Consider the following 26,236-nt stretch of genomic DNA (forward strand, 5'->3'; position numbering starts at 1 on the left):
AACAACCTTAAAGGTTGTTTTCTAAAATCTCACTTCATTTGCAAAGCCACTTCTTCAGCGAAATTCTCTGCCTTTTTCTCAATGCCTTCGCCCAATTCAAAACGCACATACTCAGTGATTTTTAAATCATCATCCCACTCTTTGGAACAATCAGCGATGACTTGAGCGATAGTTTTTTTATCGTCCATGACATAGAATTGCCCTAAAAGGGTCAGGCGTTGATCAATAAGGGTGTTATCAGCGATAAACCTTTCCATTTTTCCAGGAACGATTTTATCCCAGATTTTTTCAGGCTTGCCCTGCTCTTTTAGTTCGTTTTCAAAAGCCTTTTTTTGATGGGCTAAAACTTCATCGCTCAATTCAATGCGGCTCCCAAAAGTGGGGATGTTTTTTAAAGGTTTGCCCAAGCGTTTAGCCTCTTCATTGTCTTTTTCAATTTCAGCGATCAAGGCTAAAGTTTCTTTTTTGACAAAATCAAGGCTAAAGTCTTTGCAATCTAATACTTGAGGTTTCATCGCTGCGGCATGCATAGCGATGTTTCGGGCCAGTTCCACCACTTTTTGAGCGTTTTTTTCATTATCGTATTTTATACCGATTAACACGCCCACTCTAGCGTTAGAATGCGCATAACCATTGATGATATGAGAGCTAGGGGCTTTTAAATGAGCGATTTTTCTCACTAAAATGTTTTCACCAATCACAGCGATTTGAGAGTGCAAGTATTCTTCAAAAGGCTTGTTGTCTAACGGGCTTTTAAGCAGTTCTTCTGGAGTATGAATGTTGTGGGCTTTGATCGTTTCTAAAGTTTTTTTAACCAATTCCTTAAAGCCCTCATTTTTAGCCACAAAATCCGTTTCGCTATTGATTTCTACCATCATCGCGCTTTTAAAATCAGGCGCTACTTCTAAAGCGACCACGCCTTCAGCAGCGATCCTATCGGCCTTTTTAGCGGCTTTACTCAAGCCTTTTTCGCGCAAGAAATCAATAGCCTTTTGCAAATCCCCAGCCACTTCTACAAGGGCTTTTTTGCAATCCATCATGCCCGCATCGGTTAAGTCCCTTAATTTTTTGACTAATTGAGCGCTAATTCCTGACATTATTCGGCTCCTTGAGTGATTTCTTTTTGGATTTCAGCGAGCATTTCTTCTTTTTCTTCATTGCTCACAAACTCTATCTCTTCGCTATTTTCATCCGCATGGACGATTTCTTCTTGCATGAGTTCTCGCCCTTCTAAAATCGCTTCGCTCATTTCTTTACAAAATAGCCTAATAGAGCGGATTGCATCGTCATTTCCAGGAATGGGGTAATCCACTAAATCAGGATCGCAGTTGGTGTCTAGGGGAGCCACGATAGGGATATGGAGTTTTCTTGCTTCAGCGACAGCGATTTTTTCTTTAGCCACATCAATCACAAAAATCATATCAGGGATTTTTTTCATGTGGCGCACCCCACCAAGATACTTATCCAGCTTTTCTTTTTTCCTTAAAATCATGAGCTTTTCTTTTTTAGTCAATAGATCAATTTGACCGCTATTTTCCATTTCTTCAATGATTTCTAATTTCCTAACCGATTTTCTAATGGTGCTAAAATTAGTCAGCATGCCACCAAGCCAGCGGTAATTGACGTAAGGGACTTGAATGCTTTCAGCAAATTCTTTCAAAGTCTCATTGGCTTGTTTTTTAGTGCCTACAAACATGATGCTCTTGCCTTGAGCGCTCGCATCGCGCACGATATTATAAGTGTATCTAAAGTAGCGCAAAGTTTTTTGCAAATCAATAATATGGATATTTTTCCTAACGCCAAAAATGAATTTTTTGGTTTTAGGGTTCCAACGCCTTGTTTGGTGTCCAAAATGCACACCGCATTCTAATAAATCTTTCATGGTTACCATGAGAATTCTCCTTAAAGTTATTTTGGTTCTCTTCCTCCATGCTCATTTGATTCTTAAATTCTTAAGAACACCTAAATACAAGGATTAGCATGTGTGAATTTGACGCTGTCTTTGCCTTTGTTCCTATTAAAATGATAGGAAAAACGACAAAACCCTATGATTATAGCAAAAGATTAGGGTTTTTTAGCTTAAGTAAAAAAGGCTTTTAGGTTATAATAAAGACAAAACAGAAATTTAGGATAGATCTCAATGGATACAAAACGACAATGCATGGCTTTAAAGGCTTCAGCAGGGAGCGGGAAGACTTTCGCTTTGAGCGTGCGGTTTTTGGCCTTGTTGTTTAAGGGGGCTAATCCTAGCGAGATTTTGACGCTCACTTTCACTAAAAAAGCCACCGCCGAAATGAAAGAGCGCATTTTAGACTATTTAAAAATCTTGCAAAAAGAAAACCTTGAAGATGAAAAAGAAAAAGAAAAATCCCAAAATATCCTGAAAGAATTAGAAGAAAAATACCATTTAGACCCTAGTTTAGTGCAAAATAGCGCTCAAAAAATCTACCAACGCTTTTTAAACGCTGAAATCAGAATCAGCACCATTGATGCGTTTTTTCAAAGCATTTTAAGGAAATTTTGCTGGTTTGTGGGGTTGAGTGCGAATTTTGAAGTTAATGAAGACACCAAAGTGCACCAACAACAGCTTAATGAGAGTTTCTTGAGCGCTTTAAATGGCGAACAACTTGAGGAATTGAGCGTTTTTATCGCTCAATGCTTAAGTTATGATAATTACACAAGCGATTCTATTTTAGAGCGGTTGCGTTTTTTAAAAAACAAGCTCTATTTATTTGATCCTAATAAGAAAGAGCCTGCATTTGATGAAAAGGGTTTTTTAGAAAAACTAAGGAGCTTAAACAATCAAATTCAAAGCATAGAAACAGCGTCAGATAGGGCTAAAACAGCCATTAAATGCGATAGTTTTAGGGGATTTTTAAACAGCTCTTTAACCTGGCTTGAAAAAAAGAGCGAATATCAATCTTTCAAAAAACTCAAAAGTGAAATCCCCACTTTAGAGAGCGAATGCGAAGAGATTGAAAACGATTTAAAACGCTATTATGAAGCCAGAGAAACCGCAATATTTAAAAAATTCCCTAAATTCATCCAGCTTTATGATAACGCCACTTCTAAAATCCAAGCCCTGGATTTTGATGCGATTAAAGATAAAGTCCATGCCTTATTGAATGGTTATGAAGAGTTGCCGGCGGAGTTTTTTTATTTCAGGTTGGACAGCAAGATCGCACACATTTTGATTGATGAATTTCAAGACACGAGCTTGAACGATTATAAGATTTTAGCCCCTTTTATTGATGAGATTAAAGCCGGGATAGGGCAAGCAAAATGGCACAGGAGCGTGTTTTTTGTGGGCGATGTCAAGCAGAGCATTTATGCCTTTAGGGGGAGTTTTAGTTCCTTGTTTGAAAGCGTTTCTAAGGATTTTTACCACGATAATTTACAATTCAACCACCGCAGTGCGCCTTTAATCATTAATTATGTGAACACCATTTTTAAAAAAGCTTATCAAAATTCCCCCACCGCTTATTTGGAGCAAAAATACCCTAAAACTTCTCAAAATAAACATGCTACAGACGGCTATGTTAAAGTTTCTTTAGTGGCTGATGAAAGAGAATTGTTATTAGAACAAATCTTACAAGAAGCTCAAAACCTTTTAGAGCATCGTATTGAGCCTAAAGACATTACCATTTTATGCGCCACTAATGACGACGCTTTAGAAATCAAAAATTATTTGCAAGAGAATTTGAGCGCCATTCGCCCAAGCACGGAATCTAGCGCAAAATTGTCTCAATTTGTAGAGTCTAAAATCATTAAGAACGCTTTAGAATACGCTCTAGCCGAAGAACCTTACAAGCCCTTTTACAAGCACAGCGTTTTAAAACTCGCTGGATACTTGCATGATGATGTGATCGCTTTACCTGGTTTTAACCCCAAAAAAGAGAGCGTGGCATGCTTTGTGTGGAAGGTGATGGAATTGTTTGAGCTTTATGGAGAGCCTGTGCAAAGCTGTTTGGAGTTGGCCATTGGGTGCGAAGATGCGAATGAATTTTTAGAAAAATTAGAGGCTAAAGAGATCGCTTCTTTCAAAGCAGAAGGCGCACAGATTATGACTATCCATAAATCTAAAGGCATGCAATTCCCTTATGTGATCGTGTGCGAACGCTTGGGCAAGCCTAAATCCAATAACTCCAATCAATTCCTTGAAGAATATAGCGGCACAGAGCTTCTTCGCCTTTATTACAGAATGAAAAATCGTGAGGTGGTGGATAAAGATTACGCTAGGGTTTTAGATAAAGAAGAAGCGGCCAAAAATCATGAAGAAACCAATGTGTATTATGTCGCATTCACTAGGGCTGAGTTAGGGTTGATTGTCGTGGCTAAAGACAAAAAAGGAATGTGCGAAAAATTGGATCTTGCGCCTTTAGAAGAGGGAACAATCGCGCCGGTTATTTCTCCACAAAAAGAGCCTTTAATTACAAGCACTCTCATCAAACCCCATGCCTATGGCGAGCAAGTCCAAGAGATAGAAGAAGAGCCTAGCGATTATGAAAAGAATAACGACCAGGAAGCGATCAATTTTGGTATCGCCTTGCACAAGGGATTAGAATACCAATACGCTTATCGCATTCCTAAAAAAAGCGTTTTAGAATATTTAAACTACCATCATGGTTTTTATGGTTTGGATTACCAAGCGTTAGAAGAAAGTTTAGAGCTTTTTGAAAACGATGCAAAGATACAAGCTCTTTTTAAAAATTTGGCTTTAAAAGGTGAAGTGGCTTTTTTATTTGAAGGGGTTGTGTCTAGGATGGATGTTTTATTGTGGGATAAGGGGCAAAATTTGTATGTTTTAGATTATAAAAGCTCTCAAAATTACCAGCAAAGCCATAAGGCGCAAGTTTCTCATTACGCTGCGTTTTTACAAACTCAAGCCCCCCATTTTAAGATACAAGCGGGCATTATTTACGCTCATAAAAGACTGCTTGAAAAATTATGGGTTTGAAATTAAAAATTTTAAGGTTGTCTATGAATATCAAAAAAACAGAAAACGCGCTCAGTGTAACGCTTAAAAACTTTATTAAAAGCGAGTCTTTTGGAGGGATTTTCCTCTTTTTAAACGCTGTTTTAGCGATGGTGGTGGCTAATTCGTTTTTAAAAGAAAGTTATTTTGCGCTATGGCATACCCCTTTTGGGTTTCAAATAGGGGATTTTTTCATCGGCTTTAGTTTGCATCACTGGATTGATGATGTTTTAATGGCGTTATTTTTTTTAATGATAGGATTAGAGATCAAGCGAGAATTATTGTTTGGAGAGCTATCCAGTTTCAAAAAAGCTTCTTTTCCTGTGATTGCGGCCATAGGGGGCATGATAGCCCCAGGATTGATTTATTTTTTTCTTAACGCTGACACGCCTTCTCAGCATGGTTTTGGGATCCCTATGGCGACAGATATTGCGTTCGCTTTAGGCGTGATCATGCTTTTAGGCAAGAGGGTGCCAACCGCTTTAAAGGTTTTTTTAATCACTCTAGCGGTGGCTGATGACTTGGGGGCTATTGTGGTGATCGCGCTCTTTTATACCACGAATTTAAAATTCGCATGGCTTTTAGGGGCTTTAGGGGTGGTTCTTGTTTTAGCTGTATTAAACCACTTGAATACCCGTTCGCTTATCCCTTACTTGCTTTTAGGGGTGCTGCTTTGGTTTTGCGTGCATCAAAGCGGTATCCATGCGACGATTGCTGCAGTGGTTCTAGCTTTTATGATACCGGTGAAAATCCCTAAAGATTCTAAAAATGTAGAGCTTTTGGAATTAGGCAAGCGATACGCAGAAACGAGTTCAGGGGTGCTTTTGACTAAAGAGCAGCAAGAAATCTTGCATTCTATTGAAGAAAAAGCGAGCGCTTTACAAAGCCCCTTAGAAAGATTGGAGCATTTTTTAGCCCCCATCAGCGGGTATTTCATCATGCCCTTATTCGCGTTTGCAAACGCTGGGGTGAGCGTTGATTCTAGCATCAATTTAGAAGTGGATAAGGTGCTTTTAGGGGTTATTTTAGGGCTTTGTTTGGGCAAGCCTTTAGGGATTTTCCTCATCACTTTTATAAGCGAAAAGCTTAAAATCACCGCACGCCCTAAAGGCATCAGCTGGTGGCACATTTTGGGGGCTGGGCTTTTAGCAGGGATTGGCTTTACCATGTCTATGTTTATTTCTAATCTGGCTTTCACGAGCGAGCATAAGGACGCTATGGAAGTGGCAAAAATTGCGATTTTACTAGGATCTTTGATTTCTGGGATCATAGGGGCTTTGTATTTATTCGTGCTAGACAAAAAAGCGGCTTTAAAGAAATAGTTAAAAATGCTATAATTTGAGATTAAAACATCTTTTAAGGGAATTAAATGGGACAAACTAAAGACATTCTAACGACGCTTTTACCCTTTGTGGTATTGTTTCTTATTTTTTATTTTTTGATTGTTCGCCCGCAACGCCAGCAACAAAAAAAGCACAAAGAAATGATAGAGGGCTTGAGTAAGGGCGATAAAGTTGTTACTCAAGGCGGGTTGATCGTTGAGGTGCTTAAAGCGGAAGCGAATTTTTTTAGCGTGAAACTCAATGATGACACCACCGCTAAACTTTCTAAAAACTATATAGCGTTCAAATTAGACGAAGAAGCGGCACAAAATAACAACTAAATGAAACTTTTTAACCCTCGTTTAATCGTTTTTATCTTCGCACTTCTTTTAGGGGTAGGGTTTTCTGTGCCTTCTTTACTAGAGACTAAAGGCCCTAAAATCACTTTAGGTTTGGATTTAAGGGGGGGGTTAAACATGCTTTTAGGGGTGCAAACCGATGAGGCTTTAAAAAACAAGTATTTAAGCTTGGCGTCCGCTTTAGAATACAACGCTAAAAAGCAAAATATCTTGCTTAAAGACATTAAATCCAGCCTAGAAGGGATCAGTTTTGAGCTTTTAGATGAAGATGAAGCGAAAAAATTAGACGCGCTTTTAGTGGAGTTGCAAGGTCATAGCCAGTTTGAAATCAAAAAGGAAGCGGAATTTTATAGCGTGAAGCTCACCCCTTTAGAGCAAGAGGAATTGCGTAAAAACACGATTTTGCAAGTGATAGGGATCATTCGTAACCGCTTGGATCAATTTGGTTTGGCAGAGCCTGTAGTCATCCAGCAAGGTAAAGAAGAAATTTCGGTGCAATTGCCCGGCATTAAGACTTTAGAAGAAGAACGGCGCGCTAAAGACTTGATTTCAAGATCCGCTCATTTGCAGATGATGGCAGTGGATGAAGAACACAATAAAGATGCGATGAAAATGACGGATTTAGAGGCTCAAAAGTTAGGCAGCGTGTTGTTGTCTGATGTGGAAATGGGGGGTAAAATCTTGCTCAAAGCGATCCCCATTTTAGATGGCGAAATGCTTACAGATGCGAAAGTGGTGTATGATCAAAACAACCAGCCGGTGGTGAGCTTCACGCTAGATGCGCAAGGGGCTAAGATTTTTGGGGATTTCTCAGGCGCGAATGTGGGCAAACGCATGGCGATTGTTTTAGACAATAAGGTTTATTCAGCCCCGGTGATTAGAGAGCGTATTGGTGGGGGGAGTGGGCAGATTAGCGGGAATTTTAGCGTGGCTCAAGCGAGCGATTTAGCGATCGCTTTAAGGAGTGGGGCGATGAGCGCTCCCATTCAGGTTTTAGAAAAAAGAATTATAGGCCCGAGTTTAGGGAAAGACAGCATTAAAACTTCCATTATCGCTCTGGTTGGGGGCTTTATTTTGGTGATGGGCTTTATGGTGCTTTATTACTCTATGGCGGGGGTGATCGCTTGTTTGGCGTTAGTGGTCAATCTTTTTTTGATTGTGGCGGTCATGGCGATTTTTGGAGCGACGCTGACTTTACCGGGAATGGCGGGCATTGTTTTAACCGTGGGGATTGCCGTGGATGCTAATATCATTATCAACGAGCGCATTAGAGAAGTCTTAAGAGAGAATGAGGGCATCGCTAAAGCGATCCATTTAGGCTATATCAATGCGAGTAGAGCGATTTTTGATTCCAATATCACTTCCTTGATCGCTTCGGTGTTGTTATACGCTTATGGCACAGGAGCGATTAAAGGCTTTGCTCTCACCACAGGCATTGGGATTTTAGCCTCTATCATCACCGCTATTATAGGCACGCAAGGGATTTATCAAGCCCTTTTACCTAAACTCACTCAAACAAAAAGCCTTTATTTTTGGTTTGGCGTGAATAAAAGAGCTTAGGAGGTTTTATGGAATTATTCAAACAAACTAGAATCTTAAGCTTCATGCGTTATTCCAATTATGGGGTGATCGTTTCAGCAATATTAGCGCTTCTGGCGTTGGGGCTTTTGTTTTTCAAAGGGTTTTCTTTAGGGATTGATTTTGCGGGGGGGAGTTTGGTGCAAGTGCGTTACGCTCAAAACGCTCCCATTAAAGAAGTGCGCGATCTTTTTGAAAAAGAAGCTCGCTTTAAAGGCGTGCAAGTGAGCGAATTTGGCTCTAAAGAAGAAATTTTAATCAAATTCCCTTTTGTAGAAACGGCTGAAAATGAAGACTTGAACGCTATCGTGGCTAACATTCTAAAACCCAGTGGCGATTTTGAAATCCGTAAATTTGACACCGTTGGCCCTAGAGTGGGGAGCGAATTGAAAGAAAAGGGCATTTTGTCGCTGATTTTAGCCCTAATGGCGATCATGGTTTATGTGAGTTTCCGCTATGAATGGCGTTTTGCTTTAGCGAGCGTCATTGCACTTGTGCATGATGTGATTTTAGTGGCAAGCTCGGTGATTGTTTTTAAGATTGATATGAATTTGGAAGTGATTGCGGCCTTGCTCACTTTGATTGGGTATTCTATTAATGATACGATCATTATTTTTGATCGGATCAGAGAAGAGATGCTCTCTCAAAAAACCAAAAACGCCATTCAAGCCATTGATGAAGCCATTTCCAGCACGCTCACGCGCACGCTTTTAACTTCTTTAACCGTGTTTTTTGTGGTGTTGATTTTGTGCGTGTTTGGGAGTAAGATCATCATTGGCTTTTCATTGCCCATGCTAATAGGCACGATTGTAGGGACTTACAGCTCTATTTTCATCGCCCCTAAAGTAGCGTTATTGTTAGGTTTTGATATGGGTAAATATTATGAGAATGAGGCTAGAAAAATCAAAAAAGCTCAAGAGAAAGAAAAAATGCGCCGTTTGTATGAGGGCGGTCAAGTTTAAGGAGTTTCTATGGATTGGGGTCGGGTCGTTCATGTGCTGTTCAGCCTTATTTCTTTAACCACCATTGCAGGGTTTTTGTATGAGCCTAATACGGTGGTGTTGTTTGTAGCGTTAGCTTTAAACCTTATTTCTGTTACGCTCAAAATTGGGGTGTGCAAGCGTTTCGCTTCAGAGCTGTTGGCCAGCTCTTTAGCCACCGTGTTGCACCTCATACCGGCATTTGTGTTTTTACAGATCTTAAACAATTTGGTTACCGCTTACATGCTGATGATTGGGGCGTTGATTAGCAACGCTTTCAGTCTTATTTTTTTGTTGATTGAAAGCGTTGTAACGAGCGAAACAGATTAAGGGGTAACGATGGATTTTATCAATATAGAAAAAAAATGGCAAGAATTTTGGTGGAAAAATAAGAGTTTTGAACCTAAAGACGATTTTAACCTCCCTAAAAAATACATTCTAAGCATGCTGCCTTATCCTAGTGGGGAAATCCACATGGGGCATGTGCGCAATTACACCATTGGCGATGCGTTGGCGCGTTATTATCGTTTGCACCATTACAATGTGTTACACCCTATGGGGTTTGATTCTTTTGGGATGCCTGCAGAAAATGCCGCCATTAAGCATGGTATCCACCCTAAAACCTGGACTTATGAAAACATTGAAGCCATGCAAAAAGAGTTTGAAGCTTTAGGGTTTTCTTTTTCTAAAAACAGGGAATTTGCCACTTCAGATCCGGATTACACGAAATTTGAACAGCAATTTTTCATTGATTTGTGGGAAAAGGGGCTAATTTATCGCAAGAAAGCCATGCTCAATTGGTGCCCTAACGACAAAACCGTTTTAGCTAATGAGCAAGTCATTGATGGGAGGTGTTGGCGTTGCGATACAGAAGTTATTCAAAAAGAACTCTATCAATATTATTTGAAGATCACAAACTACGCTGAAGAATTACTAAAAGACTTAGAAACTTTAGAAAATCATTGGCCTTCTCAAGTACTAATCATGCAAAAAAACTGGATAGGAAAATCTAGCGGGTTGCAATTTGGTTTTAAAATCGCTGATGAGTGCTTGAAAGCTTGCAACGGCATTCAAGAAATTGAAGTTTTTACCACAAGAGCGGACACCATTTATGGCGTAACTTACATCGCCATCGCCCCAGAACACCCTTTAGTAGAGCATGCCATTAAACAAGTGAGTCAAGAAGATTCAAAGATGATTAAAGCGATTTTAAACACGACTCAAAGAGAAAGAGCTTTAGAGAAAAAGGGGGCGTTTTTAGGCGTTTATGCTATCCACCCTTTAACAAAGCAAAAAATCCCTGTTTGGGTGGCTAATTTCGCCCTAGCTAATTATGGCTCTGGGGCGTTAATGGGCGTGCCAGCTTGCGATGAAAGGGATTTTGAATTCGCTAATCTTTATCATATCCCTATTAAAGTGATCACTCAAAGCTCTCAAAATTTGCCCCACACCAAAGAAGAGGTTTTAAAAAATAGCGGGGAGTGGAGCGATCTTTCTAGCTCAGTGGCCAGAGAAAAAATCATCGCTTATTTTGAAAAAGAAAACCTCGGTAAAAGGGTGATCAACTACCGCTTGCAAGATTGGGGAGTGAGCCGTCAAAGGTATTGGGGAGCGCCCATTCCTATGATTCATTGCAAAAATTGCGGGATTGTGCCTGAAACCCAACTGCCGGTAACTTTACCTGAAGACATTGTGATTGATGGGGAAGGCAATCCGTTAGAAAAGCATGCGAGTTGGAAATTCGCTCAATGCCCCAAATGCCACAAAAACGCTTTAAGAGAAACAGACACCATGGATACTTTCATCCAATCCAGTTGGTATTTCTTGTGCTACACCACCCCCAAAAATCAGCGTGAAAATCAAGCGTTTGATCAAAATTACTTGAAGTATTTCATGCCAGTGGACACTTATATTGGCGGCATTGAACATGCGATTTTGCACTTGTTATACGCGCGCTTTTTCACTAAGGCTTTAAGGGATTTGGGCTATCTTCATTTAGATGAGCCTTTCAAACAGCTTATCACTCAAGGCATGGTCTTAAAAGATGGCGCTAAGATGAGCAAATCTAAAGGCAATGTCGTTAGCCCTAAAGAGATACTTAAAAAATATGGGGCCGATGCGGCAAGGCTCTTTATCCTTTTTGCTGCCCCGCCGGCTAAAGAATTGGAATGGAATGACAGCGCTTTAGAGGGGGCACACCGGTTTATCAAGCGCTTATACGATAAAGCGAACGCCATTACCCCTACCACTTCTAAGCCTGAATTTAAAGAAGTCAGCCTGAATGAAGCGCAAAAACTAGCTCGTAAAAAAGTCTATGAAGCGTTAAAAAAATCGCATGAAATTTTCAATAAGGCTGAAAGCGCTTACGCGTTTAACACTTTGATCGCAAGTTGTATGGAGGCTTTAAACGCTTTGAGTGCGCAAAGTAATGAGCAAATTTTATGCGAAGGTTATTTTGTGTTGTTGCAAATTTTAGAGCCTATTATCCCACACACCGCATGGGAGTTGAGCGAGAGGCTTTTTAAAAGAGAGAATTTTAAGCCTATAGAAGTAGATGAAAGCGCTTTGATGGAAGACTTTATGACTTTAGGGCTTACCATTAATGGCAAAAGGCGCGCGGAATTGAAAGTCAATATTAACGCCAGCAAAGAAGAGATTATTGTTTTGGCTAAAAAAGAATTAGAGAAATATTTAGAAAAGGCGAGCGTTAAAAAAGAAATTTATGTGCCTAATAAGCTTGTTAATTTTGTTGTCGCATGAGGGCTTTACTTTTTTTTATTTTGTTGCTTTGGTTCAAGGGTTGTGGGTATAAGCCTATTGCAGCTTACGCTCAAAACGCTTTAGGCGATAGCGTATACGTGAAACTCATTGTGAATTTGCCTAACCCTGAAAACTCTGTAGAGTTTAAAGACTTGATGAATCGTTTAGTCGTGCAACGCTTCCAAAACCGCTTAGCGAGTGAAAAAGATGCGGATTCTATCATTATCATAGAAATCACGAACGTAACCGATACGAGCATCACGCAAAATAAAGAAGGCTTTACGACTTTCTATCGTGCAACCGTGTCTGTGAATTACACCTATGATAATAAAAGAGGCACACAAAAGACTTTTCAAAATAGCGGGTATTACAACTACGCTGTGAATTTGCAAGACCCCCTTAACACCTACCAGAACCGCTATTACGCTATCAATCAGGCTGTGGAGCAAACTTTGACTAAATTTGTGGCTCAAATCGCTTATGAGGGGAAATTCAATAATGAAAAATAGCTCTTTGAATGGATTAAAGGCGTTTTTAGAAACAAAGCCTAAGGAATACCATAAATTTGACCCTAGCCGCTTCATTCAAATTTATAAAGATTTTAAAAACGCTTTTTTTGAGATCCAAGCGAAAGTCATTCATGTGGTAGGGACTAATGGCAAGGGCAGCACAGGGCGGTTTTTAACCCTTTTATTGGCCGATCAAAATTTTAAGGTGTTGCATTTCACCTCCCCTCATGTTTTTGAATTTAGGGAGCGCTTTTTTTTGAATGATTCTATTGTTAAAGAAAGCGTTTTAGAAAACGCCCACCAGCAATTGCAACCGCACGCTTTCAGTAACGCTTGCTCGTATTTTGAATACGCTACTTTACTAGCTGTCATGCTCGCTAAAGATTGCGATTATTTGGTTTTAGAAGCAGGGCTTGGGGGGGAGTTTGACAGCACGAACGCTTTAGAAAAAACCCTAAGCGTTTTCACCCCCATTGATTACGATCATAAGGAATTTTTAGGGGATAGTTTAGAAAGCATTGCGACTACTAAATTAAAAGCGATGGATTCTCTTAATATCATCGCTCCCCAACAAGAATTGGTTTTAAATATCGCTCAAAAAATCGCCAAAGACAAACACGCAAAATTGATTGTGGTTCAAAATGAAATTTCAAAAGGAGTCAAGGATTATATTGAACGCTACCATTTAGCCCATTTTTTAGCGATGAATTTAGAAGTGGCTCTAAAAGCGTTTGAAATGCTATTGCCATGCAATAAACAAGAAGTTTTAAAAAACCTAAAACCCCTAAATTTAATCGGCCGTTGCGAGCTTTTAAGCCCTAATATCTTAATAGATGTGGGGCATAACCCCCATAGCGCCAAAGCCTTAAAAGAAGAAATCAAGCGCGTTTTTAACGCTAAAATCATTTTGATTTATAACTGCTATCAAGATAAAGACGCTTTTTTGGTGCTAGAAATTTTAAAGCCTGTGGTTAAAAAGGTTTTGATTTTAGAATTGCATAATGAAAGAATTATCCAATTAGAAAAGCTTAAAGGGATTTTAGAAACTTTAGGGTTAGAACACGCTTTGTTTGAAGATTTGGAAGAAAATGAAAATTATTTGGTGTATGGCTCATTTCTGGTAGCCAACGCTTTTTATGAACGCTATCAAAAGAAGAGGGATTGATGCCACAAAACCAGCTTGTGATCACCATCATTGATGAATCAGGCTCTAAACAGCTCAAATTTTCTAAAAATTTAAAACGCAACCTCATCATTTCTGTTATCATTCTTTTATTGATCGTGGGGCTTGGCGTAGGGTTTTTAAAATTTTTAATCGCTAAAATGGATACGATGACAAGCGAGAGGAATGCGGTTTTAAGGGATTTTAGGGATTTGTATCAAAAAAATTACACTTTGACAAAAGAGATTAAAAACAAGCGAGAAGAGCTTTTTATTGTGGGGCAAAAGATTCGTGGGTTGGAATCCTTGATTGAAATCAAAAGAGGGGCTAATGGGGGCGTGCATCTTTATGATGAAGTGGATTTAGAAAATTTGAATTTGGCTCAAAAACATTTAGCGCTCATGCTCATTCCTAATGGCATGCCCCTAAAAACTTATAGCGCGATCAAACCCACCAAAGAAAGGAACCACCCCATTAAAAAGATTAAGGGCGTTGAATCCGGGATTGATTTTATCGCGCCATTAAACACGCCTGTGTATGCGAGCGCTGATGGGATTGTGGATTTTGTGAAGACCAATTCTAATGTTGGGTATGGGAACTTGGTGCGCATTGAACATGCGTTTGGTTTTAGCTCCATTTACACGCACTTAGATCATGTCAATGTGCAGCCCAAAAGCTTTATCCAAAAAGGGCAGTTGATTGGCTATAGCGGGAAGAGCGGTAATAGCGGCGGCGAAAAATTGCATTATGAAGTGCGCTTTTTGGGTAAAATTTTAGACGCGCAAAAATTTTTGGCATGGGATTTGGATCATTTTCAAAGCGCTTTAGAAGAAAATAAATTTATTGAATGGAAGAATTTGTTTTGGGTTTTAGAAGACATTGTTCAGCTCCAAGAGCATGTGGATAAAGACGCGCTCATAAGCCAGTAAGGATTTTGGTGTTTTTAGACAGACGTTTGATTGTAATGGTTACGGACTCTAAAGGGAGCCGTTATATTAATGTTCATATCTTATTCCGTCAAATTGGCCTGTATGCGCTGTTGAGCGTTGTGGGATCTTTATTGTTTTTAGGCATTTCGCTACTGGTTTTAAATAAAGAGATTAAAAACATTGACAAGCAGCATGCCTTAATCACTAAGGAATTTGAGAAAAAAAAAGAGACGAATGAAAAGCTTTCTTTGCAAATGGATGAATTTTTAGACGATTTGCAACTTTCAGGGGAGCGCATCAACGATTTAGAAGAAGTGGTGGGAGTGAATAGGCCTGAAGAAGAAAAAGAAGAGGGTAATTTTTCCAGCCGCTTGGATGTCGCTGGGATTACCGGGCTTCAAAAAAGCTTTATCATGCGCCTTATCCCCAATGACTACCCGCTAGAATCCTATCGGCGCGTTTCAGCCGCCTTTAATAAAAGAATCCACCCTATTTTGCATGTGCTGCACAACCATACCGGGCTTGATCTAAGCACCGCTATTAACACCCCTGTGTATGCGAGCGCTAGCGGGGTAGTGGGGTTAGCGAGCAAAGGGTGGAATGGGGGGTATGGGAATTTGATTAAAGTTTTCCACCCTTTTGGTTTTAAAACCTACTACGCCCATTTGAATAAGATCATCGTAAAAACGGGCGAATTTGTCAAAAAAGGGCAGTTGATTGGGTATAGTGGTAATACAGGGATGAGCACAGGGCCGCATTTGCATTATGAAGTGCGTTTTTTAGATCAACCCATAAACCCCATGAGTTTCACCAAATGGAACATGAAAAATTTTGAAGAAGTTTTCAATAAAGAAAGGAGCATCAGATGGCAATCTTTGATAACAATAATAAATCGGTTAATGCAAAAACAGGACCAGCGACTATCATCGCTCAAGGCACAAAAATAAAGGGGGAGCTTCATTTGGATTACCATTTGCACATAGATGGCGAATTAGAAGGGGTGGTGCATTCTAAAAGCACGGTGGTGATCGGGCAAACCGGCTCGGTAGTGGGTGAGATTTTTGCTAATAAATTAGTGGTCAATGGCAAGTTTACTGGCACGGTGGAAGCGGAAGTGGTAGAAATCATGCCTTTAGGGCGCCTTGATGGTAAGATCTCTAGCCAAGAGCTTGTGGTGGAAAGGAAAGGGATTTTGATTGGGGAAACTCGCCCTAAGAATATTCAAGGGAGGGCGTTGTTAATCAATGAGCAAGAAAAGAAGATTGAAAATAAATAGGGAATGATCCAATCCAGTCTTTATAGAGCCTTAAACAAAGGCTTTGATTATCAAATACTCGCTTGTAAGGATTTTAAAGAATCCAAGCTCGCTAAAGAAGTCATAAGCTATTTTAAGCCAAATACCAAAGCCATTCTTTTCCCGGAGTTTAGGGCTAAAAAAAACGACGATTTGCGTTCGTTTTTTGAAGAATTTTTACAGCTTTTAGGGGGTTTGAGGGAGTTTTATCAAGCCTTGGAAAACAAGCAAGAAACTATCATCATTGCCCCTATTAGCGCTTTATTGCACCCTTTACCCAAAAAAGAACTTTTAGAGAGCTTTAAGATCACTCTTTTAGAAAAATATAACCTTAAGGATTTGAAAGACAAGCTCTTTTATTATGGCTATGAAATTTTAGACTTAGTGGAAGTGGAAGGCGAAGCGAGCTTTAGGGGGGATATTGTGGATATTTATGTACCCAATTCTAAAGCGTATCGCTTGAGCTTTTTTGACACGGAGTGTGAGAGCATTAAGGAATTGGATCCCACCACTCAAATGAGCCTTAAAGAAGATTTGTTAGAAATTGAAATCCCCCCCACGCTTTTTAGTTTGGACGAACCATCTTATAAGGATCTAAAAACAAAAGTGGAACAAAGCCCCTTAAATAGCTTTTCTAAAGATTTAATCAGTTTTGGTTTGTGGTTTTTAGGAGAAAAAGCGCAAGACTTGCTAAGCGTTTATAAAAGCGTTATAAGCCCTAGAGCTTTAGAAGAAATTCAAGAATTAGCGAGCTTAAACGAATTAAATTATGAGCGTTTCAAATTTTTAGAGGTTTTAGAAAACGCGCAAGGCTATGAAGATTTAGAAATCCATGCGCATGCCCTAGAAGGCTTTATCGCTTTGCATTCAAATCATAAAATCACGCTCCTAGCCCCCAATAAAACGATTTTAGACAATGTATTAGGCACGATTGAAAAAAGCAGCATGGAATGCGTCATCGCCCCCTTTGTGTTAAATTTTAAAACCCCTGATGGGATTTTTATCTCGCTCAATTCCTTTGAAAGGAAGAAAAAACGCCAAAAATCCAAGCTCGCTTTGAATGAATTGAATCCGGGCGAATGGGTGGTGCATGATGATTATGGGGTGGGCGTGTTTTCTCAATTAGTCCAGCACAGCGTTTTAGGGAGCAAGAGGGATTTTTTAGAAATCGCTTATTTGGGCGAAGACAAACTGCTGTTACCGGTAGAAAACTTACATCTCATCGCTCGCTATGTGGCGCAAAGCGATAGCGTGCCAGCTAAAGACCGGCTAGGGAAAGGGAGTTTCCTCAAACTAAAAGCTAAAGTCAGGACTAAGCTTTTAGAGATTGCAGGCAAAATCATTGAACTAGCGGCTGAACGCAATTTAATTTTGGGTAAAAAGATGGATGTGCATTTAGCGGAGTTGGAAGTCTTTAAATCGCATGCGGGGTTTGAATACACCAGCGATCAAGAAAAGGCTATCGCTGAAATTTCAAAGGATTTAAGCTCTAAGAGGGTGATGGACAGACTTTTGAGTGGGGATGTGGGTTTTGGGAAAACAGAAGTGGCGATGCATGCGATTTTTTGCACGTTTTTGAACGGCTTTCAAAGCACACTAGTTGTGCCTACTACTTTATTAGCGCACCAGCATTTTGAGACCTTAAGGGCGCGTTTTGAAAATTTTGGCGTTAAAGTGGCTCGTTTGGATCGATATGCGAGCGAAAAAAACAAGCTTTTAAAGGCGGTGGAATTAGGGCTAGTTGATGTTCTTGTAGGCACGCATGCGATTTTAGGCGCGAAATTCAAAAACCTGGGCTTAGTGGTGGTGGATGAAGAGCATAAATTTGGCGTGAAACAAAAAGAAGCTTTAAAAGAATTGAGCAAAAGCGTGCATTTTTTAAGCATGTCCGCCACGCCTATCCCGCGCACTCTAAATATGGCGCTCTCTCAAATTAAAGGCATTAGTTCTTTAAAAACCCCGCCCACAGACAGAAAGCCCAGCCGCACTTTTTTGAAAGAAAAGAATGACGAGCTCTTAAAAGAGATCATTCATAGAGAATTACGCCGTAACGGGCAAATTTTTTACATCCATAACCACATCGCTAGTATTTCAAAAGTCAAAACCAAGCTAGAAAATTTAATCCCTAAACTCAAAATCGCTATTTTGCATTCCCAGATTAACGCTAATGAGAGCGAAGAAATCATGCTAGAGTTTGCTAAGGGGAACTATCAGGTTTTATTATGCACTTCTATTGTGGAATCAGGGATCCATTTGCCTAACGCTAACACGATTATTATAGATAATGCGCAAAATTTTGGGCTGGCTGATTTGCACCAATTAAGAGGGCGTGTGGGGAGAGGCAAAAAAGAAGGCTTTTGTTATTTTCTCATAGAATATCAAAAAAGTTTGAATGAACAGGCTCTAAAACGCTTGCTCGCTTTAGAAAAAAATTCGTATTTAGGCAGTGGGGAGAGTATCGCCTATCATGATTTAGAAATCAGGGGGGGCGGGAATTTGCTCGGGCAAGATCAGAGCGGGCATATTAAAAACATTGGTTATGCACTCTATACGCGCATGCTTGAAGACGCGATTTATGAATTGAGTGGGGGGAAGAAAAGGCTTGAAAAAAGCGTAGAAATCCAACTTGGCGTGAGCGCTTTTTTAAACCCTGAACTCATTGCAAGCGATAGTTTGAGGCTGGATTTATACCGCCGTTTGAGTTTGTGTGAAAATACAGATGAGGTGGGGCAAATCCATGAAGAAATAGAAGACAGGTTTGGCAAAATAGACGATTTGAGCGCTCAATTTTTGCAAATCATTACGCTTAAAATTCTAGCCAACCAGCTTGGCATCATTAAACTTTCTAATTTCAATCAAAACATCACCCTTACTTATAGCGGTGAAAAGAAAGAAAGCCTGAAAGCCCCAAGCAAAGACGATAACGATATTTTAGAAACCCTTTTGAAACATTTGCGCGCTCAAATTTCTTTAAAACGGCGTTAAAAGCGTTTGATTTTAGCCTCAATTTGTTATTTTAAAAAGATTATTAAGAGAGTTTGTTGTAGAATAGGGATTTGCTATGCCTTTAGTCGTTAAAAGGTAATTATCATTAAGGAGTTTTTTAATCATGGCAGATATTCAAAGGCGTGATTTTTTAGGAATGAGCCTTGCTAGCGTTACAGCTATAGGGGCGATAGCGAGTCTGGTAGCGATGAAAAAGACTTGGGATCCGCTTCCAAGCGTTGTTTCAGCCGGTTTTACAACCATAGATGTGGCGAACATGCAAGAAGGGCAGTTTTCCACCGTGGAGTGGCGTGGGAAACCGGTCTATATCCTCAAGCGTTCTAAAAAAGAGGGCTTTAATGAAAAGCGCGATTTTAAAATTGGCGAGAGCGTTTTTACCACAGCCATTCAAATTTGCACGCATTTAGGGTGTATCCCCACTTATCAAGATGAAGAAAAAGGCTTTTTATGCCCATGCCATGGGGGGCGTTTCACTGCTGATGGCGTGAATATTGCCGGCACCCCTCCTCCACGCCCTTTTGATATCCCGCCTTTTAAAATTGAAGGCACTAAAATCACTTTTGGTGAAGCCGGGGCTGAATACAAGAAAATGATGGCTAAAGCGTAAGGAGAGTTCCATGGCAGAGATAAAAAAAGCGAAGAATTTGGGCGAATGGTTAGACATGCGTCTTGGCACTAACAAGCTTGTTAAAGTGCTAATGACAGAATATTGGATCCCTAAAAACATCAATTTTTTATGGGCTATGGGGGTGATTTTATTGACCCTTTTTGGCGTACTTGTAATCTCAGGGATTTTCTTGCTCATGTATTATAAGCCTGATGCGAAGATGGCGTTTGATAGCGTGAATTTCACCATCATGCAAGAAGTGGCTTATGGTTGGCTTTGGCGCCACATGCATGCCACGGCAGCGAGCATGATTTTTGTCATTATTTATATCCACATGTTTGTTGGCATCTATTATGGCTCTTACAAAAAGGGCCGCGAGATGATTTGGATTAGCGGGATGATTTTGTTTGTGGTCTTTAGCGCGGAAGCCTTTAGCGGGTATATGTTGCCTTGGGGGCAGATGAGCTATTGGGCTGCGGCGGTTATCACGAATTTATTTGGAGGCATTCCTTTCATTGGGGCTGATGTGGTGGAGTGGATCAGGGGCAATTATGTTGTGGCGGATTCCACTTTAACGCGCTTTTTCATGCTCCATGTGTTCTTACTGCCCATTGCGATCATTCTACTTGTTGGGGTACATTTTTATTCTTTACGCATCCCGCATGTCAATAACCAAGAAGGCGAAGAGATTGACTTTGAATCAGAAGAAAAGAAATTCATTGAAGGCAAGAAAAAAGAATCCAAAGTCATTCCTTTTTGGCCGGTATTCTTGTCTAAAGATATTTTTGTGGTTTGCGCGTTCATGGTCTTTTTCTTTTACTTGGTGTGTTACCACTATGATTTTGCGATGGATCCTATCAACTTTGAAAGGGCTAACAGCCTTAAAACGCCGCCTCACATTTACCCTGAATGGTATTTCTTATGGAGCTATGAAGTTTTAAGGGGCTTTTTCTTTAGCGCTGATTTAGGGCTAATGGCCTTTGGCGTGGCGCAAGTGATCTTTTTCTTACTGCCCTTTTTGGACAGAAGCCCGGTGGTCGCTCCCGCGCACAAACGGCCTGCGTTTATGGTGTGGTTTTGGCTTTTAATTATTGATATGATTGTTTTAACGATCTATGGTAAATTGCCTCCGCTTGGGATTGGTAAATACATTGGGTTAGCGGGTTCAATCACTTTTTTAGCCCTTTTCTTTGTGGTATTGCCCATTATCACTATCGCTGAGAGCAAGAAACAAGGGGGTGTTAGATGAAAGAATTTAAGATTTTAATCATCCTTATTGTGGTGGTAGGCGTGATTTATTATGGGGTTGAGCCTTATGCGCATTCGGTGATGCACCCTAAAGTCGCTCCGGCAGATTTTGCTTTCAAGGATTTAGAGCCGATGGATTTAAAAAATGGCGATGCTAATAAGGGCAAACAGCTTGTAGCCGAAAATTGCACCGCTTGCCATGGCATTAAATCCCAAAACATTCCAGCCCCTATGGACAGCCTTAGCGCGAGCAACTCTTTTGGGGTCGTGCCACCGGATTTAAGCCATGTGGCGGGGGTTTTGAATGCGAATTTCTTAGCCCACTTCATCAAAGACCCCGTGAAAACGGCGAAATTGAGCCATAAATTCAACGATGAAAGGCCCTATCCTATGCCGGCGTTTTCTCAATTTAGCGATCAAGATTTGAGTGATATTGTGGCGTATCTCACTTCTATTTTGCCTAAAAATTTGAGCGATAAGGAAGTGTTTGCGCAAAGCTGTCAAAGGTGCCATAGCCTGGATTATGCTAAAGATAAGGCCTTTAGCGATCCTAAAGATTTAGCCAATTATTTAGGCTCTCATGTGCCTGATTTGTCCATGATGATTAGGGCTAAGGGCGAACATGGCTTGAATGTTTTCATCAACGATCCGCAAAAGCTTTTGCCTGGCACGGCTATGCCTAGAGTGGGGTTGAGTGAAAAAGCTCAAAAACAAGTCATCTCTTATTTGGAAAAAGCGGGCGATAGGAAAAAACATGAAAGGAATACCTTAGGGATCAAAATCATGATTTTCTTTGCGGTGCTGTCGTTCTTGGCTTATGCGTGGAAAAGAAAAGTTTGGAGCGAAGTGCATTGAATTAAAAAAAAGGGGGGGGAGGGCATGTAAGGGGCTTTTTCTATGAGACTAATCATCAATTTCTTTACACTAAAAATAAACTCGTGTTTTACAAGAAATAGATAAATGGGTGCAAATATGCTAATGAGTGAGTGTTTTCAAAAATTTTAAGACATTTTGTTCTCTTAAAATGTGATTATGCGAAAAGAAGCTTTCAATCTGGTGGTGGTTAGAAAATTCCTTTTTATGCTCATAAGCTTTTCTGATGTAGGGGGCAAACCCAAAAGGGTTTTCTAAATCCTTTAAGGCGTTTTTCAAACTTTCTTCATCTTTATCTAAAGTATCAAAATACTTGAGCAAGACCTCTCTGGTTTCATAGCTCAAAATATCTGAGCCTTTAAAAAAAGTGATGTTTGCATTAGCGACTCCATACACATAAATCGCATTGGGTTTAGGCAGGTTTGAATTCCACATGGGGCGAGATGTTTGAAGATTTTTTTCACCCTTATCGTTTTTAGAAAACTTGATTTCAATCCCCACCACATAATCAAAAATAAAAACCAAAAAATCAGGGTAATTTTGTGAGCCAAAAGGTTGGTATAAAAAATGGCTTGTGAGCTTTGAAAAAGGGTTTTTAAGGGTGTGTGGGTGATTTTTTTCTAAAACTTGCTTTTTGAGTTGGTTAAAAGCGGTTTTGATTTCCTTATTAGGCTTTTCTTCAATATGGCTTAATTCTTCTGTTAAATCGCCATTGATTTCGCTAAAGTGTTTTTTTAATTCATTCCTAAATTGGTTTTCAAACTGCTCCCCTGTGCTAGAACTTGCAAAAAACTTTCTTTTATTGGTAATTTGTTGGAACACTTTTTCAAGCATGCATTTCCTTTAATTTGCAATATTCTTCCACAAAATCATAAGTAGAAAACCCTAAAACTTGTGTGTTTTTATGAGCGAGTTTGTTAAAATCAATTTTATGGATAATCCTTAAAGCTTCTTTAGAGTGGGCTTTAATGAAAAAATATTGTCGGTTTTTAATCAGTAAATTTGCATTGGTGATCTTTTCGTTGTAATCATAAAAGCCTTGTCTCACCACCGCAAAATCCCATTGGTATTTTTCTTTGTTGAAATATTTTAGGGTGTGTGGCGTGTTATTATGGATATAAGTGATAAAATCATTATGGCGGATTTTGGGGGGTGCAATGATGCGTTCGTCTTTAAGATTTAGGGCGATATTTTTATGCATATAGATTTGAAAAACGCATTTCACATCATAGGGTCGTTCATTAAAAACAAAAGCGTTTTTTTCTAAAGGGGCGTTTAAAACCAATTTTGCACGCTTATCAATGTGTTTTTGGATAGAATAGCGTTTGAATAAATTGGGCAAAATAAACGCTACAATAGGCGCTTCGTTCAAAGATTTGTTTAAAAAATCTAGGGCTAATTTCCCTCTGTACCCAAAAGGAGGGTTGCCAATAATGATGCGCTTTTTGTTAAACTCAATCAATTCCAACAAATAATCTTTTTTTTGAATGCCTTGAGCTTTAGGGGCAATATCAAGGGCGAGACAATCAGCAATCCCTAATCCTTTTAACGCACCAACAAAGCTCCCACTCCCTGCACTTGGCTCTAAAAAATGGAATGCGTTCAAGTCTAGTCCCAGATTTTGATTGATGAGATCTTTTAATAAATCCAAACAAAATCGCGCGATTTTGGGGTGGGTGTAAAAAGCGTCTAAATTCTTTTGCAAGGTAGTGTTGCTAACCATTTTAAGCCCATTTTAGTTAAAATCAAACCCACCCGCTTCGCCTAAATTCATGCTCTCATAAGCCGCATTCACATAGCTGTTGCGAATCTCGCATTTTAAAACCTTCTCACATTTCAAGCAACTCGCTACTTGTTTTTCTTCTTGGCATGCTTGCAATTTCAAAAGAGCGTCATTAAAACGCTCTTCATATTCTAATTTTTTAGCGCTATTTGGCATCATTCTCCCTTTAAATATTTTTCTAAAATGTGAGCTTCATGCTGGCTGGTTAAATAGCATTCGCTTTTTTCGTGGTAGCTTTCTACGCTTTGTTCTAGCAGGCGCTTTTTAACCCCCTTATCAAAATAAAACGCTTCCCCTTTGGCTTTTTCAACCATCAAGGCTAAAGGAAAGACTTCAAAAAGCTTTCGCAATTTCTTTTGCGGGTAGGAAAACATTCCACCTTTTTTGATGAGCACATGATGGACATCAGCCACCATAGATCCTGAATATCGTAAGCGGTAATTTTCTGCAAAAAACCCTTCTAAAGCCTTTTTTAAGCCCGAAGAAAAATCCTTTTGATTGCCTCCGCTAGCGACGATTTTACCCTTATTTTCTAAAACGATGGTTTCTATAAAATGAAACTTGTTTTGGTAAAATGCGTAACGATAAACTTCTTCTAAAGCCACCACTAATTCAATTTTATGCCCAAAAACCACATAAAGGCTTGCAACTAAATTTTGCGCCTTATAATCCTTTTCATAAATCCCTATAATCGTGCCTACTAAGAAATTCGCCTCCATCACTGAACTCCCGTCTAGTGGGTCATAAGCGATCAAATAAGAGCCGTTTTCTTTAGTAACAGGCGTTTCTTTTTCTTCACTAAAAACGCTTTTGACATTTTCTAAACTCAAAAAATTTTCTTCTAAAAATTTGTCTAGAGCTAAATCCGCTTTAATGGGCGTATCCCCGCTGCTGTTTTCTAGCTTGGTGTAACTCCCAGCGTCTGGCTTTTCTAAAATTTCTTGGGCTTTTTTAACCCCTTTTTCTAAAAGACTGATGATTTCTATAACGATGTTTGCATGCTTGCATTTAAAATGTTTGTAATCCATAAAAACCCTTTTATGATTTGATTAAAGATGCTAATATTTTACTTGAAAACATTGAAAATAGGGAAGTATTTTGAAAGTAGCTCCGAGCCTTTTGAGCGCTGATTTTATGCATTTAGCCAAAGAGATAGAGAGCGTGAGTAACGCTGATTTTTTGCATGTGGATGTGATGGATGGGCATTATGTGCCTAATTTAACCATGGGGCCTGTGGTTTTAGAGAATGTTACTCAAATGAGCCAAGTGCCTTTAGATGTGCATTTAATGGTAGAAAATGCGAGCTTTTTTGTAGAATTGTTCGCTCATTTAAAACCGCAAATCATCAGCATTCATGCAGAAAATGAAAAACACCCCCACAGGGTGTTGCAACTCATTAAAAATTCAGGCATCACGCCAGGAATTGTTCTAAACCCCCACACGCATGAAGAGAGCGTTAAATACTTGCTAGAAAGCGTGGGGCTAGTGCTTTTAATGAGCGTGAATCCAGGCTTTGGCGGGCAGAAGTTTTTAGATCTGGTGCTAGAAAAATGCCTGAAAGTCAAGGAATTGATCAAACGCTACAACCCTAGCTGTCTTTTAGAAGTGGATGGGGGCGTGAATGATAAAAATATCTTTGAACTCCAACAAGCGGGCGTGGATGTGGTGGTTTCAGGGAGTTATATTTTTAAATCCAAAGATCGTAAGCTGGCTATTGAAGGCTTACAGAATGCTAGACAGCCTCTTGCATAAAGACATTCAAGCCCTAATCGCTCGCTTAAAGCACCAGGATTTAAGCTTGGGCATGCTAGAAAAATCGCTCTCTCGCCTTATTTATGATGAAATCAATTTGGAATATTTAAAAGCATGCGGGCTTAATTTCATAGAAACGAGTGAAAATTTAATCACGCTCAAAAACCTTAAAACCCCCCTTAAAGATGAGGTTTTTTCCTTTATTGATTTAGAGACCACCGGCTCTTGCCCCCTAAAACATGAGATTTTAGAAATCGGGGCCGTGCAAGTGAAGGGGGGGGAAATTATCAATCGTTTTGAAACCCTTGTGAAAGTCAAAAGCGTTCCTGATTATATCGCTGAGCTTACAGGCATCACTTATGAAGACACCCTAAACGCCCCAAGCGTGCATGAAGCTTTGCAAGAATTGCGGCTTTTTTTAGGCAATAGCGTGTTTGTGGCCCATAACGCTAATTTTGATTACAATTTTTTAGGGCGTTATTTTGTGGAAAAATTGCATTGCCCTTTATTGAATTTAAAGCTTTGCACTTTGGATTTATCCAAACGCGCCATTTTATCCATGCGTTATTCTTTGAGCTTTTTAAAAGAGCTTTTAGGGTTTGGCATAGAAGTCAGCCACAGAGCCTATGCGGACGCTTTAGCGAGCTATAAACTCTTTGAAATATGCTTATTAAACTTGCCTAGCTACATCAAAACCACAATGGATTTGATTGATTTTTCCAAATGCGCTAACACCTTGATCAAAAGACCCCCAAGATCCAAATACCAGGAGATCCCATCGCCATTTTCTCTTTTTGAAAGGACAAAGGGCTTGTTAAATATCATAAAAGCGACCAGTTAAACGAAAGCTGTTTAATGGGGCTTGGTTAGGGGCGAAATTTAAGCATATCCATTTGATACTTTTGGATATTGCCTAATATTTTGATTTTGTCTGTTACTTCGCACTCATCGTATATCTTTTTGTATTCTTGTATGTCTAAAAAACTCTTTAATCTTATTAAAAGTATTTAAAAAGTTATTTTTTGTAAATTTTCCCATCGTGTTTAAAACGCCAACGAGATTTTTACTGGAGTAAACACTACTCCGCTATCCCTTAGAG

General features: G+C 39.6%; 24 protein-coding genes. 18 read left to right on the forward strand and 6 right to left on the reverse strand.

Going from position 1 to position 26,236, the window contains the following annotated elements:
- Positions 1-29: 29 nt before the first annotated feature.
- Both tsf and rpsB read right to left on the reverse strand, forming a co-directional pair.
- Positions 30-1,097 (reverse strand): translation elongation factor Ts, encoded by a 1,068-nt coding sequence (gene tsf, locus KX581_RS01150; RefSeq protein WP_120871950.1) that lies wholly within the window; start codon positions 1,095-1,097, stop codon positions 30-32.
- On the reverse strand, positions 1,097-1,891 hold the full coding sequence (gene rpsB, locus KX581_RS01155; protein ID WP_000258276.1) for a 30S ribosomal protein S2: 795 nt from the start codon (positions 1,889-1,891) through the stop codon (positions 1,097-1,099). Before rpsB ends, tsf begins: the two co-directional genes overlap by 1 nt.
- Positions 1,892-2,140: 249 nt before the next feature.
- Here rpsB and KX581_RS01160 point away from each other — a divergent pair, with 249 nt between their 5' ends.
- The 16 genes from KX581_RS01160 to KX581_RS01235 all read left to right on the forward strand — a co-directional run bounded on the left by KX581_RS01160 (position 2,141) and on the right by KX581_RS01235 (position 21,584).
- Complete coding sequence (locus KX581_RS01160) at positions 2,141-4,957, forward strand: RecB-like helicase (RefSeq protein WP_231175349.1); 2,817 nt, start codon at positions 2,141-2,143, stop codon at positions 4,955-4,957.
- 23 nt (positions 4,958-4,980) lie between these two features.
- Positions 4,981-6,297 carry a sodium/proton antiporter NhaA gene (nhaA, locus tag KX581_RS01165; protein ID WP_231175351.1) on the forward strand — a complete coding sequence of 439 codons (1,317 nt, stop codon included), beginning with the start codon at positions 4,981-4,983 and terminating at the stop codon, positions 6,295-6,297.
- A 47-nt stretch (positions 6,298-6,344) separates the two neighbouring features.
- On the forward strand, positions 6,345-6,638 hold the full coding sequence (gene yajC / locus KX581_RS01170) for a preprotein translocase subunit YajC (protein ID WP_024116842.1): 294 nt from the start codon (positions 6,345-6,347) through the stop codon (positions 6,636-6,638).
- Positions 6,639-8,216 carry a protein translocase subunit SecD gene (gene secD / locus KX581_RS01175; protein ID WP_231175352.1) on the forward strand — a complete coding sequence of 526 codons (1,578 nt, stop codon included), beginning with the start codon at positions 6,639-6,641 and terminating at the stop codon, positions 8,214-8,216.
- 8 nt (positions 8,217-8,224) lie between these two features.
- Positions 8,225-9,196: a protein translocase subunit SecF gene (gene secF, locus KX581_RS01180; protein WP_120881170.1), complete on the forward strand. Its 972-nt coding sequence runs from the start codon at positions 8,225-8,227 to the stop codon at positions 9,194-9,196.
- Between the two features lie 9 nt (positions 9,197-9,205).
- Complete coding sequence (locus tag KX581_RS01185) at positions 9,206-9,544, forward strand: DUF6394 family protein (RefSeq protein ID WP_000383774.1); 339 nt, start codon at positions 9,206-9,208, stop codon at positions 9,542-9,544.
- A gap of 9 nt (positions 9,545-9,553) precedes the next feature.
- Entirely contained in the window at positions 9,554-11,974 is a 2,421-nt protein-coding gene (gene leuS / locus KX581_RS01190) for a leucine--tRNA ligase (protein ID WP_231175353.1), read from the forward strand.
- Positions 11,971-12,483 (forward strand): LPS assembly lipoprotein LptE, encoded by a 513-nt coding sequence (gene lptE, locus KX581_RS01195; protein ID WP_001202123.1) that lies wholly within the window; start codon positions 11,971-11,973, stop codon positions 12,481-12,483. The genes leuS and lptE overlap by 4 nt, the downstream gene beginning before the upstream one ends.
- Entirely contained in the window at positions 12,473-13,648 is a 1,176-nt protein-coding gene (locus KX581_RS01200) for a bifunctional folylpolyglutamate synthase/dihydrofolate synthase (protein WP_231175354.1), read from the forward strand. Before lptE ends, KX581_RS01200 begins: the two co-directional genes overlap by 11 nt.
- Positions 13,648-14,574: a M23B family cell shape-determining DD-metalloendopeptidase Csd2 gene (gene csd2 / locus KX581_RS01205; RefSeq protein ID WP_120868293.1), complete on the forward strand. Its 927-nt coding sequence runs from the start codon at positions 13,648-13,650 to the stop codon at positions 14,572-14,574. Before KX581_RS01200 ends, csd2 begins: the two co-directional genes overlap by 1 nt.
- Positions 14,575-14,582: 8 nt before the next feature.
- On the forward strand, positions 14,583-15,521 hold the full coding sequence (gene csd1, locus KX581_RS01210) for a peptidoglycan DD-metalloendopeptidase Csd1 (protein WP_003013380.1): 939 nt from the start codon (positions 14,583-14,585) through the stop codon (positions 15,519-15,521).
- Entirely contained in the window at positions 15,440-15,850 is a 411-nt protein-coding gene (locus KX581_RS01215) for a bactofilin family protein (protein WP_331273812.1), read from the forward strand. The genes csd1 and KX581_RS01215 overlap by 82 nt, the downstream gene beginning before the upstream one ends.
- A gap of 3 nt (positions 15,851-15,853) precedes the next feature.
- Positions 15,854-18,853, forward strand: coding sequence for a transcription-repair coupling factor (gene mfd / locus KX581_RS01220; RefSeq protein WP_231175356.1), 3,000 nt, complete (start codon positions 15,854-15,856; stop codon positions 18,851-18,853).
- Positions 18,854-18,977: 124 nt separating this feature from the next.
- Positions 18,978-19,481, forward strand: a complete 504-nt coding sequence (gene petA / locus KX581_RS01225; protein ID WP_000763638.1) for a ubiquinol-cytochrome c reductase iron-sulfur subunit — start codon at positions 18,978-18,980, stop codon at positions 19,479-19,481.
- A 10-nt stretch (positions 19,482-19,491) separates the two neighbouring features.
- Positions 19,492-20,730, forward strand: a complete 1,239-nt coding sequence (locus tag KX581_RS01230; RefSeq protein ID WP_108346348.1) for a cytochrome b — start codon at positions 19,492-19,494, stop codon at positions 20,728-20,730.
- Positions 20,727-21,584 carry a cytochrome c1 gene (locus tag KX581_RS01235; protein WP_033589558.1) on the forward strand — a complete coding sequence of 286 codons (858 nt, stop codon included), beginning with the start codon at positions 20,727-20,729 and terminating at the stop codon, positions 21,582-21,584. Before KX581_RS01230 ends, KX581_RS01235 begins: the two co-directional genes overlap by 4 nt.
- 120 nt (positions 21,585-21,704) lie before the next feature.
- Here the strand turns inward: KX581_RS01235 and KX581_RS01240 are convergent, their stop codons facing one another.
- The 4 genes from KX581_RS01240 to KX581_RS01255 are packed head-to-tail and all read right to left on the reverse strand — an operon-like array spanning position 21,705 to position 24,413.
- Positions 21,705-22,436, reverse strand: coding sequence for a type II restriction endonuclease (locus tag KX581_RS01240; protein ID WP_231175357.1), 732 nt, complete (start codon positions 22,434-22,436; stop codon positions 21,705-21,707).
- Complete coding sequence (locus KX581_RS01245; protein WP_231175358.1) at positions 22,429-23,325, reverse strand: SAM-dependent methyltransferase; 897 nt, start codon at positions 23,323-23,325, stop codon at positions 22,429-22,431. Before KX581_RS01245 ends, KX581_RS01240 begins: the two co-directional genes overlap by 8 nt.
- Positions 23,326-23,337: 12 nt before the next feature.
- Positions 23,338-23,541, reverse strand: a complete 204-nt coding sequence (locus KX581_RS01250) for a hypothetical protein (protein WP_024115893.1) — start codon at positions 23,539-23,541, stop codon at positions 23,338-23,340.
- Complete coding sequence (locus KX581_RS01255) at positions 23,541-24,413, reverse strand: class 1 fructose-bisphosphatase (protein ID WP_231175359.1); 873 nt, start codon at positions 24,411-24,413, stop codon at positions 23,541-23,543. The genes KX581_RS01250 and KX581_RS01255 overlap by 1 nt, the downstream gene beginning before the upstream one ends.
- A gap of 70 nt (positions 24,414-24,483) precedes the next feature.
- On the opposite strand from KX581_RS01255, the gene rpe reads away from it, so the two are divergent.
- Both rpe and KX581_RS01265 read left to right on the forward strand, forming a co-directional pair.
- The gene (gene rpe / locus KX581_RS01260) at positions 24,484-25,137 is read left to right on the forward strand and encodes a ribulose-phosphate 3-epimerase (RefSeq protein WP_033586695.1); all 654 of its coding nucleotides are present in this window, start codon (positions 24,484-24,486) and stop codon (positions 25,135-25,137) included.
- Entirely contained in the window at positions 25,115-25,978 is an 864-nt protein-coding gene (locus KX581_RS01265) for a 3'-5' exonuclease (protein ID WP_180520573.1), read from the forward strand. Before rpe ends, KX581_RS01265 begins: the two co-directional genes overlap by 23 nt.
- The last annotated feature ends 258 nt before the right edge of the window (positions 25,979-26,236 follow it).

This window comes from Helicobacter pylori (assembly GCF_021062735.1).
Lineage (GTDB): Bacteria > Campylobacterota > Campylobacteria > Campylobacterales > Helicobacteraceae > Helicobacter > Helicobacter pylori_DN.